The organism is Endozoicomonas arenosclerae (genome assembly GCF_001562015.1).
In the GTDB taxonomy this organism is placed as follows: Bacteria; Pseudomonadota; Gammaproteobacteria; order Pseudomonadales; family Endozoicomonadaceae; genus Endozoicomonas_A; species Endozoicomonas_A arenosclerae.
In genome coordinates, this window is sequence record NZ_LASA01000023.1 from 1 (window position 1) to 15,061 (window position 15,061).

Annotated in this window: 7 protein-coding genes and 1 pseudogene; all 8 read right to left on the bottom strand. The window is 47.6% G+C overall.

Annotation, left to right across the window (positions count from 1 at the left end; genetic code table 11):
* Positions 1–7,054: carboxypeptidase regulatory-like domain-containing protein (locus tag WG89_RS01940; RefSeq protein WP_062260616.1), on the bottom strand; the 7,054-nt coding region annotated here is incomplete at its 3' end.
* Between the two features lie 310 nt (positions 7,055–7,364).
* Positions 7,365–9,146: an acyl-CoA dehydrogenase C-terminal domain-containing protein gene (locus WG89_RS01945; RefSeq protein ID WP_062260618.1), complete on the bottom strand. Its 1,782-nt coding sequence runs from the start codon at positions 9,144–9,146 to the stop codon at positions 7,365–7,367.
* A gap of 193 nt (positions 9,147–9,339) precedes the next feature.
* The gene (locus tag WG89_RS01950; RefSeq protein WP_062260620.1) at positions 9,340–10,107 is read right to left on the bottom strand and encodes an SDR family NAD(P)-dependent oxidoreductase; all 768 of its coding nucleotides are present in this window, start codon (positions 10,105–10,107) and stop codon (positions 9,340–9,342) included.
* Positions 10,108–10,138: 31 nt separating this feature from the next.
* The gene (locus WG89_RS01955) at positions 10,139–11,971 is read right to left on the bottom strand and encodes a feruloyl-CoA synthase (protein WP_062260621.1); all 1,833 of its coding nucleotides are present in this window, start codon (positions 11,969–11,971) and stop codon (positions 10,139–10,141) included.
* A gap of 88 nt (positions 11,972–12,059) precedes the next feature.
* Positions 12,060–13,208, bottom strand: a complete 1,149-nt coding sequence (locus WG89_RS01960; protein WP_062260623.1) for an acetyl-CoA acetyltransferase — start codon at positions 13,206–13,208, stop codon at positions 12,060–12,062.
* Between the two features lie 2 nt (positions 13,209–13,210).
* On the bottom strand, positions 13,211–13,621 hold the full coding sequence (locus WG89_RS01965) for a Zn-ribbon domain-containing OB-fold protein (protein WP_062260625.1): 411 nt from the start codon (positions 13,619–13,621) through the stop codon (positions 13,211–13,213).
* Between the two features lie 294 nt (positions 13,622–13,915).
* Positions 13,916–14,719 (bottom strand): hypothetical protein, encoded by an 804-nt coding sequence (locus WG89_RS01970; RefSeq protein ID WP_062260627.1) that lies wholly within the window; start codon positions 14,717–14,719, stop codon positions 13,916–13,918.
* Positions 14,720–14,940: 221 nt separating this feature from the next.
* Positions 14,941–15,061 (bottom strand): annotated as a pseudogene (locus tag WG89_RS31945) (IS5/IS1182 family transposase); the annotation flags it as partial.

Consider the following 15,061-nt stretch of genomic DNA (forward strand, 5'->3'; position numbering starts at 1 on the left):
CCATAGACCTCGGGTTTTCCCAGTACCACCGAATCCAGTCGTCATCCAGAACATCCATGCCCGACCGGTCGTGTAATTGGCGTACTCGTTCATGCCAGACTTTCTGGCTTTCCTCTCCATACCATTTGTGATCCTGGTCATCCATAGAGTTTTTCAATACAAACTCAGCCAATACCTGGGCGGTACGAGGGTAGATAGCAACAGCATAGTCACCCGATATAGGGTAAGCCGACTCACCCTCCAGTCCAGGTAGGGCTGTCAGAGTCAAACCTGTGGAACCATGATGCTCACCAAGCTTGATAATGCCGAGAGCAGGCTCAAGAATCATATGACGGGTATCGTGTATACCGGCTACCAGCAAGCCTGAGCCACTGTGTACAGCCTCACGTATTGCCTTCTGTGTCCAGTGGTCGAGAGTGACTCTTTCACTGAACAGCCCCATAGCAGAATAACTGCCTGTCCTCAGCTCTCGGGCAAAGTCTTCACTGTTATCCACCAGTGTGTAAGACCACTGTTTCTGTTTTAACAGTGACTCCAGCGCTTTACGCTGTGCTGGAAGATCCGGCTGATCCACAGGTCCATAAGGATCTCGCTTATCAACACGCATGGCTGATTCGTGCCAGGAGAAGTCCAGCAGCAGATGATCGCTCCACCAGTTGCCGGTTTTCCATGAGCGGTCACAACCTGTCGTCAATGTCCAGGCTCTGGTTTTCCACTGATAGCCTTTGTAGTAAGTGGCCTTGATCTGATATTGATCATCCAGCCCACTGTTTTTATCCAGCTTAACTTTCAGCAAACGACCCTTTGTGACCCAGCCTGACAGGTCCGTTTCTGTCGACTGGTCATTGATCCAGCCTCTGGAAAACGGCGTTAATACCTCAGTATCCAGAACCTGGCCATCTTCCGATATCAGTTCAACGGTTACGTCGTTGTTATAGAGTGTGAAATATCGTTTCAGATCAAAAGCCACTGTTATGGAATCCACCGCCTCACACTGCTTTGGTCCGTCAACCAGGGCCAGAAGCCTATCTTTATCGGAGTTGATTAAACTGCCCGTGAGATTCACTGGTGGCTCAACCACCTCAAAAGCGGCAGCCCCCACTGTCCGCCATTGCCCTCCAAGATTGCTCTGAAGCACACAAGCATATTGACCCAGAGGCAACTTATCAGTGGACTGTGTACGCACTGAGTCCCACTTCTTGCCTGGAAGCAGAGTAATACTCTTTTCAGATTTTGATATTTCAGTCTGGTCGGCTGCAGAAACCACCAGCTGTCGATAAGTAAACTGTGTCGTCAGGCGAGTTGAGCGGTTCAGCAGATTATCAGTACAAATGGCCGACTTACCCTGCTCCACAAGACTATTCTGGACAGAGACATTACCTGTTAGAGCCTGTACTAAATCTTCCTGAACGGTGAAACTGCCAGTAGATGAAGATAAAACCTTATCCACTGTAGCATTCCACAACACCAGAGAAACCTTGTACTCTCCGGGAGGCGCTTCATCTAACTGCAAGCTATGAGGAAGATCTCTCAAACCATTGGCTGCCAAACCCGGCACAACCCACTTACGCTGGAAAAGCAGCTGACCGTTCGAATCAGTCACCTCCATTATTGCCAGTGCAGGCTCTCGAATCTGATTAACTGCAGCATTAATAGCTCGCCCATTAAGCTTCACAGCATCCCATTGGCGATATACCGGCTTGTCGGAGTATACGGAAGTGACATAACGACCCGCAGGTTGGCCTGAAGCATTGGATGCTACAAGAGTAAAGTTATCAGCAGCTTCGCCTTGGAGTTGTCCGCTGGCATCATAGAGTTTGGCCACTGCCTTATAGGAGCCAGCAAGCACATTTTCAGAGCTCCATACAAGTTTTTTACTGATGCTCTCACCCGCCAGAACATCAATTCCTTGAATGCTGCCAACATCAGCAACAAATTCCTGATTGGCCGTTTGAATCTGTACTTCCACTCTTGCACTGGTGATGGCCCCCGACAAACTGCTAACGACGCTTTGCAGTGAAACAGATTCTCCAGAGCGATACGTGGGTTTATCTGTCGAAAGTTTCAGCCCCATCTCAGAGACTCCCCTTACGGTAGGGATATCAATATTTCTGGACAGGTTTTCACCGTTAAAGGAGTTGGCAAAATACAAGCGAGCCTCGTCAGCTACAGGCCGGATTTCACCCGCTTGCAGATCGTTAATAGCCAGGTCGAAATCAATCTTCTGCCCTCTTTCAGTCACACCTGTCAGCTTCCACTGATAGCGTTTTCCAGCATTCGTCGTTTCAACCTTTGTTGGTTCGACTGTTGGCTTGTCCAAAGAAACACTGTCAGGCAGTATAAGATCCAGCTCGACATCCAGTCCTCCCAGACGTGCCAGAGCCTTTGGCATAAAGGCCATCACCATACTGGTAGTACCAAGTCGTGTACCAAAATATTGCCCTGTCCATTCACCGTTCCCCTGCTGGGCAGACAACAGATACTGTATGGTTTTACGAACCACCGGATCATTAACGGATGGATTGGTATAATCCAAAGCAATGCCTACCCAGGCCGTTGTTAATGGATCACTCCCTGAGCCATTGTACCGACCCCAGCCTCCATCACTTCGCTGGCGCTGACGCAACCTGTCCGCCATGGTCTTGATAGCTGCATCAATTTGCTCATTTAATGATTCATTGGTACTGACATTGCGAATCTCAGCGAGGCCTACCAGGCGGAATGCTATCCTGAGAATTTCATGGTCATTATTGGTGTGACCTGACAGAAAGTAACCAGCCATACTCGGCAGAGCCTGACGGTATGCTTCAACAATCTCTGAGGAAATAGGCGCAGGAACTATTTTATTCAGTCTCCAGTTTGACCTGTTGGTAATAAACCACTCGTCTCCAACAACAAATACATCTCCCATACCATCAAAACGTGTAATGGACTCAACAGTGCCATCCTCACGCACTAACGCTACACCCTGAGGCGTGTATTGCCCGCTTTTCCTATAGTTGGCCGTGATCAACAGGAGGCGGCCATCATCAAGGCTAACCAACTGTTCAGGTGGAAATGCAATACCATCAGCATAGATACTGGACTGTCCATCCTGTTCGAATGCAAGCAGGTTATAACTATTGCGATTAGCAACAATCAGTTCGTCTGCTTCAGATACAGCAAGTCCCAATGGGTGATTGAGTGAAGATGCAAAGATTCGCCATGAATCATCTACCGCAATAGCCAAAACCTGGTTTCTGGAGGGTACCGAGGCATAAACTTGGCCTTGCCATACAGCAAGATTCGTTAAAGCTCCCCCCGGAATACTGATTTCAGTTATCTCTCCAGTGTCGCTGACTTTCACTAAGCGCTGATCACCAGAAGCGTACAGAGTCCCATCTGACAACTGCACGACATCGTACAGTGTACGATTGGCGCTATCCTGATAGAGGATTTTGCTTTCACCAGAATCTGGGTCAAAGCGTTGAATCTTGCCCTGACTGGCGACTAACAATTCATTGTTGACTGCAGTAATGCCACCCAGGTTGCCACTACGATTAGGTAAAGCACCTGCTTCCTTTAGACTGTAGTCCTTAACAGAGTTTGCGACGCCATTGTCAAAGCTTCTAATCAAGTCCGCCGCCGAACGTGCAACCAGAGCACTGCTGGCCTGATAGTTCAGAACCAACCAGCCTGTCTGGTGCTCATTAACCCAGTAGATATTATTTCCAGAGGTGCTTCGTAATCCCCATAGATTTTTCAGAGCATTGTATTGCGTTCGATAGCTGGCTTCTTTATCAGTCCATTCAGCCAGAGCCCAGACGCCCAAAGCAGTCTGGGTTTTCTTATAGACATTATGGGAAATAGCAAGAATGCCATCAGTTTGCTGACTGCCTGCAATGGCGTTGTATAAAAACTTACTATTACTGTTATCGAAATCAGCACGTCCCTGTGTGGCTGCCAGACCTACCAGACTTTGGGTTTGAGTGTGGCAACCAAGACACCGGTTGTTTTTGTGCCAGACTGCTGCTGCAGGACCAACGCTCCCTGCACCTCTTCGCAACGATTCACGTACCTGCCCAAACAACGGGTCTGTTGATTCAGTTGCGGTGGTATCCACACCGGTTAATTCAATATGGCCACGAGTCTTCTGGTCTCCTTGAGGTAACACTGTCTGATCAAGAGTGAATCGGTCCGATGCCACATCTCCCACATAATAAACAGCATTGATTGACCCAACTTCGGGCATACCTTTTCGGGTAAGAGATACACTGTAATGGCCTGGATCGTCAGGCTGCCATTCTCCCAGCGCCATCTCAATTACTTCATTCAAGGCAAGTTCAGGTATGGCAATATCACGACTCATAGCCACATCACCATCTTTTGTAGCTATGGACAGGGTATACTCACCCGCAGATAGTTCTGTGTTACCACTGTTGCGCATAACCAGTTTGAGATTAACAGGTTTAGTTGAGCCAGCCTGACTCAGAGGTGGATCAAATGGGAAGCCCCCCTTGATACGCATCTGCGGTGTAAGGCTTACTTGATCCTGCCCACTGGCATAAATATCACCTTCAGGAAGAGCACGGGAAATTGAATCTTCACGCACTACATTCACTACAATGCTGTATTCACCTGCAGGGGTTTGACCCACGTTCCAGGGTAATTCGATCTCACGCGTTTCTCCGGGAGCAAAAGCAATAACGCCTCCCAACCCTCCACCTGGACCAGGGTTAATGGCTGCAAGGCTGGTGATGACGTCACTGCCATCAAAACTTTGCACCTTGCCACCAAGAATAACGTTCTGAGCGTCGGTAGAAAGGTTAACGACCCTGGCCTTGACCTTTACATTTTCATCCAGATCAGGAGCGGGGTTACTCAGAGAAACATAAGCCACCTGGAAAACTGAGTCCCCAACAGGTTCCAGAACAATATCCAACTGATACTGGCCATGCTGTTGCACATCAACACGGAACTGCTGTGTCTGGAATCCAGACCTGGTTGCTACAACAGAACCAGAGAGAGACTTGATCCCTGTCAGGGTATATCGCCCTGAGTCATCAGATGTGACAGAAAGCTGCTGACCAGGATATTCAACAACAGCTCCAGCCACAGCAACTCCACTTTGATCAGTAACCACTCCGCTAAGGGTTGTCTCTGTGAATGTCTCATCATTTTTTGGGGTCAGCTCTACCGTTGTGCTGTAAGAACCAAATGCCGATGTTGACAGTGTGCCTGAGAAATCGATATACCCGTCCAAAACAGTTTTGAGACTGAATTGAAGGGCACTGATATCCGAAACAACAATCTGCCCTGATGCATTGGTTATCCCCTTAGAGTTACCGCCAACAAAAACCTCAACTCCGGCCAAAGGTTGTTTAGTCACCGCATGCTGAACCTTCACACCTAATTCGGTGACAACAGGAGCCTGGGTATCTGACTTGGGATAAAGGGCAATGTCACCTAATCTTCCTGAGCTGCCAGGCACGAAATCAAATGAAACCCGAGAAGAAACATAATTATCAGCCTGAATAGTCAGGCTATGGGAGCCACGGGGTACATCGGAAAAAACAAATGTACCATCTGCCTGAGACAGAGCATTTAAGCCACCATCGAGCGTTAATGAACCATCCAACAGAGGGGTTTGAGTCTCACCATTAAGCAAGCGACCAGATATTTGGGCAGGCGTATCATCAAGTACACGAGTATTCGGTACCAGGCTGGTTATCAATTTATTCTCAGTTGAACCTTCCAGTGTAAAACTCCCAGATTGGGAGTGATAGCCAGAAGCCGAGAACTTGACTGAATACCCACCTGGTTTTAAATCTGATGCCCTGAACCTGCCATCAGCATTGGCGGTCAAAGTCAGAGAAGCACTACCTGATAACTCAATTCTGGCACCTTTGATTGCCTTACCCGTTTCAGTATCTGTAACACGACCACTAAAAACAGATTGCCCAGACGCCATTGCCATAGCAATGTTGCCAATATCTGCAACTAGTCCTCGTTTAACTGTCTGACTCACAGCAACCCTATTAAAGCCCGGATGAGAAATCAGAAGGTTATATTGCCCTGCCGACAGACCATTAATGACAAAGCTGCCGTCACCATTTGCTTGCGTTCGCACTCCCTCCAGACCGACAACCGAGATCATGGCATTACTGACTGGAGCCAGAGAGCCAGCCTTAACCACCTTCCCGCGAATTACTCCAAGGTTACTGCCAACTGCAAGACGAGCTTCATAAATACTCAGAGCCCTGGCGGCCAGCGCTGTGATATAAACATCGTTATTCCAGCTACCGCTATCATCCTGTGTTGTTTGTAAGGTATTAGCCAGGTTTTTCCATGATTCAGGTGTTGAGGAAACGTCAGACATTGAACTCAAAATAACTGACCGAAGAAATGTATCTAGCGCTTCACCATTTGCTACAGCATTACGCAGAAAAGTTTCTGCTCTGGATACTGCAACAGGCACATCGGCATAAACGGTTTTATATCGGGAGAGGAGTCCTGCAACTCTGGCAGTTAAGTACTGGGATGCACTGCCTGCATAGCCCCAGGAACCGTCAGGCAGTTGCTGGTTTAATAAATACCCAACAACACGTCCTTTGCGCTGGCTATTCATTCGACCACTGAGATCTAAAGCTTTTAAAGCCCAATATGCATCATGAGTAGAACTGTTATATCCCTTCAGATCACCAAACCCACCATCATAATTCTGACGATCTTCTAAGAGCACTTTTAGAGAAGGTATAGAATCCGTAGACTGAACACCCTGCAAAACGGCACGAGCAAGAAACTCAGTAGATAGACTGGACTGTTGAACCAGATATTCCTTCGCCTTGGCAACATTGGGTCGGGAATCGCCAGAATAAAGAAGGTATGCTTCTAAGGTCTCAGAAGTAGACTGCCCTGGAAGTGAGATATCATCAACAGAGAAAAGCCCTCCGTCATCCATCTGCTGTTTTGACAACCATTCAAAAGCTTTTTCTGTATATACAGAAGCATGACTGCTTACATTGAAAACGAGACAAGCAAACAGTATCAACAAACGATAACAAGCACGCACCATTGAATCCCTTCAGTCTATCCCTGAAACAGATCTTGCAGTTCAAGATCTTATTTGTGCTTGCAGATACAACATCCTTGTATCTTCTTGATAGGGAAATTCTGCAATTTTGCGCGCAATATAGCAGATGCAATTTACAATTACATTACAATCTACTGTCGTATTCTAAAATAACGCTTCTTATTTATTTTTCAGGTTTATGAAAAATAAATAAGAAGCGTATATATAGTGATTATTATTTTAAAATTGAATATCTCTTATGATTAATAAAAAAAATACATCTATCGTCGTTTTTATTAATTAGTAACGAAGATTAAAACCAGAAAGAGTCTTTCGGCAAACTCATCAGATTATCTGCCCCGGTCTGCAATGCCGATGCATGAGCCTGAGCTCTGGGCAGCAGTCGTTCAAAATAGAATTTCGACGTATGAAGCTTTGCGTGAGAGAACTCGGATAGATTGCTTTCATCTTCAATTTCTTTCTTAGCCACAACGTCTGATTTCAACCAGAGATAGGCAACAACCAGGTAGCCTGAAAACATCATATAGTCCCAGGCCGCTGAATTAACTTCATCAGCCTTTCCTGAAGCTTTGCGACCCAGCTCCTGAGTCAGTGAGCGCCATTGTTCTACAAGACCTGTCACTGCCTCTGTATTAGGGTTTGAATCTGCAGTGGAGCAGAACCCCAGAATTTCTTCTATCAAAGGTTCAAGAATCGCGCCTTGAGATGCCAGAACCTTACGTCCCAACAGATCCAGCCCCTGAATACCGTTGGTTCCTTCGTAAATGGCTGTAATTCGGGTATCCCGGTAGTGCTGCTCAACGCCCCACTCCTTAACGTATCCATGACCTCCGAGAATCTGTATGGCATGACTGGTGGACTCCAGACTGGTTTCCGTTACAAAACCTTTGGCAATAGGCGTTAACAGAGCCAATAGTGTCTGTGCCTGTTTCCGTACCCCCGGATTTTCACTGTGCTCAAGATCAACCTGTTTGGCACAGTAATAACTCAACATCCGATTGCCTTCAGCCAGCGCCTTTTGTGTCAAAAGCATTCTCCGAACATCGGCATGCTGAATAATCGGATCAGCCGCTTTAGCTGGATCTTTCCTGACAGCAGCACGCATTTGCAATCGTTCACGAGCGTAATCCAGCGACTGTTGATAAGCCGCTTCGATATGACCGTTGGCCTGCTGTGCAACTTCCAGGCGGGATTCATTAATAAAGGTGAACATGCAACTCAGTCCTTTATTAGCCTCTCCAATCAGAAAGCCCTGGGCACCATCAAAATTCATGACACAGGTAGCGTTACCATGAATGCCCATTTTTTCTTCCAGAGAACCACAGCTGACTTTATTGATTTCAGCCGGATTGCCCTGAGCGTTCAGATTGAATTTTGGCACCAGAAACAGTGATATGCCCTTGCTGCCCGCCGGAGCATCAGGAAGACGGGCCAGAACCAGGTGGATAATATTGTCTGTCATCCCATGCTCGCCGGAGGAGATAAAAATCTTGCTGCCGGTAAGACTGTAACTGCCATCGTCTCTGGGTTCAGCCTTTGTTCTCAATAACCCCAGATCAGAACCACAGTGGGCTTCAGTCAAGCACATGGTGCCCGACCAGCGACCCTCAACCATTTTCGGCAAGTACTGCTGCTTCAATGTTTCGCTGCCATGATGCATCAACGTAGTGACCGCCCCCCAGGTCAAATTCACATACATGGTCCAGGCATGATTGGCAGATACCACCATTTCATGAACCGCCATATTGAGCGACTTTGGCAACCCCTGACCACCATAACTTTCAGGGTGACCCAGACTCATCCAGCCATCGTCCACAAACTGTTGATAAGCTTCCTTAAAACCAGCAGGTACCTGAACCTGCCCTTCTACCAGCCTGCAGCCATCAATATCAGCCGCAGCATTGAGTGGTGCAAGAATATCTGCGGAGAACTTTGAGGCTCCCTCTAATATGGCTGCAACAATATCCGGGCTGGCCTGCTCACCTTCCTGAAATTGTTGATAGTGAGCTGGAAAACCCAGAACCTGATTCAGTACAAAAGAGATATCTTTTAGCGGGGCTTGGTAGGTAATCATTACTGGGAGCTCCTTTAATGCCCCCTTTACCGTGAACGCCATGTCATCTTATGGCTGTTTTTTCAGGATATAGAAGGCCATTGACGCTTTCATGCTGAAAGCATCCATGAGACGTATCATTAATTTTTCAAAGGCAATGCCGCTCTTCATAGCTCGAATGAGCGGCATTTCCAGCTCGCTTATTGACCGTCGTTTAACGGGGAGCCAGACGAATAGCGCCATCCAGCCTGATAACCTCACCATTAAGGTGAGTGTTTTCAGCAATATGGCTGACCAGCTGGGCAAATTCTTCTGGCTTACCGAGACGATTAGGGAAAGGAATGGACTCAGCCAATGACTGCTGGATAGGCTCTGGCAGGGTCTGCATCAGGGGGGTATTAAAGAGTCCCGGAGCAATGCTCATTACCCGGATACCAAACTGAGCCAGGTCACGGGCCATAGGCAGAGTCATGGCTGCCAGACCACCTTTTGCCGCTGAATAAGCCTGCTGACCTACCTGACCATCCATAGCTGCAGCGGAAGAAGTGAATATCACTACACCACGCTCATTGTCTTCCAGAGGCTCTGACTTGGCCATTCGAGCTGCGGCAAGGCGGGTCACATTATAGGTACCCGTCAGGCTGATTTTGACAATGCGCTCAAAGTCTTCCAGTGGTGCAGGCTCGCCTGTTTTCTTGTTATAGACACGCTTGGCACCGCCAATACCGGCTATGTTAGCAATAATACGGGCAACACCGTGGGCTTCCTCAGCCATTTCCAGTGCTTTGCTGACACTTTCAGTGTCTGTAACGTCGGCCTGAAAGGCTAAACCACCGATATCCGCTGCAACAGCCTGGGCTTTTTCCAGATTTACGTCGAGCACAGCCACTTTAGCGCCCTTGCTGGCCAGTTCACGGGCTGTAGCTTCACCCAGTCCTGAACCACCACCGGTTACGATGGCTGCTTGTCCCTGAATATTCATGGAACTCTCCTTTTGTTTTTTTACTTCGTTATTAATTGAATTCTAAATGGATGCATCCGGTGTCGTATGAATACAAACGACTCACGACAGCTTCCCTGTTTTTGATAATGGCCCGCTGATTGATAGCGCCCTTTTCAGTAATCTCATGTTCTTTTAGCGAAGGAGGTTCTCGCAGAATCGCAAAACCCTGTACCCGTGTAGAGCTGGAAGTATGCTGCTGGTTGAACTGGTCCAACTTTTTCTCAAACTCGTGCAGCAAAGCCTGATCCGTCAGCAGATCGTTATCAGGAATCTCTGATCCGCTCTCCATAACAGCCTGACATTCAGCCTGATTTGGGAAGACCAAGATAGAAATCGCATCCCTGTTCTGGCCCAGAACTACAACATCCTGTGCCAGCGGCAGCAGAGCATTCACTATGGCCTTACGCAGATTGGTCACTGCGACCCAGGTCCCTGAAGACAGTTTGAAGTCTTCAGAAATCCTGCCATCAAAAAGGATGCCTGCAGACGGGTTGTTATCATCCATCAAACAGGCGGCATCACCTGCCTTATAAAATCCATTTTCGTCAAATATCTGCAGGGTTTGCTCAGGATTACGCCAGTACCCTGGAGTTACCTGTGGTCCACGAACTCTGAGCTCGTATCGGTCGTGACTGCGAGCCAATCGAATCTCACAACCGGGAACCGGTACGCCAATATTGTCTGTCCGGCTGGACTCATAATGTACGGCAGTGGCCAAAGGTGCCGTTTCAGTAGCGCCCCAGGCCGTGACAATGGCCATCTGTTTGCCAGCCTGTTCAGACAATAGCTGCAACCGATCCCTGATAGATTGGGGCAATGCCGATGCTGAATAAAAAAGCATGCTCAGCTTCTCAAAGAAATATTCGTTCAGCTGCGGATCTTTCTCCAGAGCGGTTGCCAACATGTCGTAACCCAAGGGCACATTGAAATAGATAGTAGGCTGTACTTCCCTGAGATTATCCAGTGTCGTTTGAAAAGCGTCCTGAACAGGCTTTCCGCTGTCGATGTATAGATGTCCACCGTGCCAGAGAGTCATGGTGAAAACTTCGTTGCCACCAAATGTGTGGCTCCAGGGCAACCAGTCCAGCACAACCGGTGGCTGCTCTTTAAGAAAAGGGTAAACCTGAAGAAGCTGTTGCTGATTAGCAGACATCATCCGATTGGTGTTGATCACCCCTTTTGGAGTACCCGTGGAGCCAGAAGTAAACAGAATCTTGATAACTGTTTCAGGGCCTGTTTGCAGATAAATGTTGTCGATATCCCCCGGCGGAGTATCCAGCAAACTGGCCAAAGACTGCATTGAGGAAGACTGCCTGGCCGAAGACAATTGACTGGCAAATACAAGAACATCGTCTTTTAGATTCAGTCTTTCAATAACAGGATCAAAACGGGCACTGTCTTCAACATACACAGCTCCAGGTGTCACCAGATCCAGACAATACTCAAGCCGGTCAAAGGCTTCAGGAATGGTTGAGTAAGCCACTGAAACAGGCACCACAGGTATCCCGGCATAGATACAGGCCAAAATAACCGTTGCACTGTTTATGGAGTTTTCCGAAAGAATCGCCACCGGCCTTTCTGAATGACACCCTGAACTATGTAAAGCCTGCGCCAGACTTCTCACCCGGCTATACATATCTCCATAGGAAATGCTGTCCCAACCACCCTGAGCATTGCGTTGGGAAATAAAAGGTCGATCCCGCCCCTCTCCTGCCCAATGCAACAGTGGAGCCAACACTCTGTCCGGGTAAGGCCCCAGAGCTGTTCTGGATCTCAGGGTAAATCCATTCTCATTTTCGTCAGTACGTTCAATCTCGGGAACAGGGAAGAGGCTGTTTGTCATTTTATGTTTCCCTACTCAGGGCAAAACGCCTTATGGAAAGCTGTACTGCTCGCTTTCCAAAGCCCTGGTGCGTCTGATTAAGACCCTGTTACAGGGTTGCTTCAGTACCAAGAACCGTTGTGAACTCATGAGAGAATACACAACCATTACCGTGTGCAACGGCGATTTCAGCTCCCTGCACCTGCCGGTCTCCAGCACTTCCTCGTAGCTGCTCAGTAGCTTCAATGAGGGTAAACATACCGTATTTGCCCGGATGAGCGAACGACAAACCACCACCATTGGTATTCACAGGCAGCTCTCCTCCTGGAGCTATACGACCTTCAGCAACAAACGCACCACCTTCACCTTTTTCGCAGAAGCCCATATCTTCCAGGAACATAATGGTGTTGATAGTAAAAGCATCATAAAGCTGGACTACGTCAACATCAGACTTGGAAATACCGGCATTGGCAAAGGCCCGGGCAGCTGATTCTTTGGCAGGAGTGACCGTAAGATCTTCCATCTCCTGCAACTCACGGTGCCAGTGCGCACCTGCAGAACCCAACATGTAAACAGGTTTCTGTTTCAAGTCTTTAGCTTTTTCTGCACTGGTCACGATAATGGCCGCACCACCATCGGTCATCAGACAGCAGTCCAGGGCACGAATCGGGGTAGAGATCAGAGGAGAATTCACTACATCTTCAACGGAGATAGGTTTATCACGCATGACAGCATCAGGGTGAAGAGCAGCCCACTGTCGTGCAGCAACCGCTACCTCGGCAATCTGCTCCCGAGTGGTGCCGTATTGATGCATATGACGCCCCATGGCCATGGCATAACCGGGCAGGGGTTGATCATTGCCATAGATACCATCATAGGTAGGAGTATCCAGAATACCGAAGTTTCGAACAGCCCCCACATTCGATCCATAGGCAATCAGGACCGTGCTGCACAGACCTGCTTCAATAGCCATGACGGCTTCCTGAAGATGGGAGAGAAAAGAAGATCCACCGGTTTGATCCGAGTTGGACCACTTAGGTCGAATACCAAGATATTCAGCCATCACCAGTGTCGGGAACATGTGGTAGAAAGTTCCGCCGCAGATTCCGTCTATATCAGAAAGCTCCAGCCCGGCATCTTCCAGTGCTTTAAAGGTGGCATTGGCCATATGATCCATGGGTGAACGCTTCAAGCGACTGCCCAGACCGTCATAGCCCACCCCAACAATAGCGCCCTTACCTTTTAGTGTGTACGTCATTGTTATGCTGCCTCAACAAGTCTGAAAACAACCACTGGCTGGTCGCTATTTTTAAATGTGCCAAAGTCCACACTCTCAATATGCGCCTGAACTTTCATACCTATCTGAATTTGATCAGGATCAACATCGACCACCCGGCTAAGCATGCGAACACCTTCTTCCAGGTCGATCAGGCAGAGATTGTAATTGCCTCCATACTTCTCGGGTCTTTGAACGGCAGTGGTTCCGTAGATAACGCCACGACCCGAGACTTCCTCAAAGGAAAGATCTTTCTTACCGGTTTTAGGGCAGATCATGCGGGGATAGAAGACAAACTGGCCAGTACCTTCTGACCTTTGAATCATGAAACGTCCTTCCCGCAGGTGCTGAAAGAACTGGGCATCGGCCCCGAGGGCTTCCTGATCGCTACTCACTGAGATACCTCTTTATTTTTTTCTTGGCTCACGGCTGTTCCATGCCCGGTTTCTTTTACTGCTTGTTGAACACTGACAAAAGCCTGAACTTTGACGTTTAATCAAGGGAGCTCTAATAATCGATTATTAGTGTACACACTATTTAATTAAGATAAAAGTTGGATGCCAGATGAATTTTTCAACACAGATTCAGGAAAAACAGCGAAGAGTAGAACGAGCAAAGAAGTATTTTAGGAAATTTGAGCAGTGTGACTGACACAGCAAGGAGCCTGACTGTTCAGGCTCCCAAGAAGATCAGCTTTTCACCTGACCTTTATACAGAGCAATCCGATAGCCACCGGTCAGGCTTTGAGAGGTTTCACTCACCAGTTGTCGATTATGAGTATTGAGATTGCCATAATCATTCTTTTTGACAGACAAAATACCGTTAACGCCCTTGTCCTTGTTTTGGCTTTTCATGTTGCAGTAAACCACAACACCGTTGGTCGTCGTGGCCAAACTTCTTGGTGACGGAGCCGCACCATCAGCAATCAGAACATGGACATCCACCGTCTCCCCTTTTAGAGAAGACTTAAGCACTTTGTGGCCATGATCCAGACAGATATCAATGCCAAACTTCAGGCTTTTATGAGTAAATGTGTTGCCTTTGTCTTTGGTTTTAAAATCGCCTTTTGACTGATACTTGTCATTCCCCACCTTGTATTTTTTCAGGAGAATATTGCCGCCAAACAGGATCGGGCAGACATTGTAATACTTCCTTTTTGACAGGCCGCGAGCTTTGGAATAGGCGATACTGCCAGGCACAATCAGGATGTTGGGGTATTTACGTGATGAAGCCTGAAGTTTTGTATAGAGGCTGTGTTTGTCATCGCGACTCAGGGAAGTCACGGTTGTCGTTCCCTTATTAAAACTATGACCTGAAAAATAATATTCAGGCGCCACCATCATTTTTATGTATTTATCATTTGAATAGTCTTGCATCATAGCGTGAGAACGGGCCAGGGCCTGATCAAAAGCATCATAGCCTTTGGGATCAACTCCGCCAAACTCACCGACATCATCAAATTCAATCATGGCTGCCAGGATTTCTTTGGCCATTTTTATTCTTCCTTTGATTAAGCCTTAAGAGGGGCCTTTCAGCCATTCTACCCTGAATAGTCTTTATGGAAACCGGCTTTGTCAGTCTGACTGTCTAGGGAACCTGCGAATAACCTCTAATTTACTTCCCTTCTTGAATCGAGTTCGAAGTAGGACTGAAATCAGAGGTCTCAACCCCTTATTTGTATGATATTTAGCCACTTTCGTGACTTCAGGGCGGACTAACCCTGTGCCCGGATCATTTGATCCAGTCGAACAATATTCGCCAGGGCAAATAAAGTAGACAGTTTATTGTCATTCTTCTTCAAACCTCGATACCTGGCTTTTATAAATCCAAATTGA

What these genes read in the sequence shown, in the direction of transcription:
- WG89_RS01945 (WP_062260618.1), bottom strand. Translation starts at nt 9,146, where the DNA reads ATGATTACCTACCAAGCCCCGCTAAAAGATATCTCTTTTGTACTGAAT.
- WG89_RS01950 (WP_062260620.1), bottom strand. Translation starts at nt 10,107, where the DNA reads ATGAATATTCAGGGACAAGCAGCCATCGTAACCGGTGGTGGTTCAGGA.
- WG89_RS01955 (WP_062260621.1), bottom strand. Translation starts at nt 11,971, where the DNA reads ATGACAAACAGCCTCTTCCCTGTTCCCGAGATTGAACGTACTGACGAA.
- WG89_RS01960 (WP_062260623.1), bottom strand. Translation starts at nt 13,208, where the DNA reads ATGACGTACACACTAAAAGGTAAGGGCGCTATTGTTGGGGTGGGCTAT.
- WG89_RS01970 (WP_062260627.1), bottom strand. Translation starts at nt 14,719, where the DNA reads ATGGCCAAAGAAATCCTGGCAGCCATGATTGAATTTGATGATGTCGGT.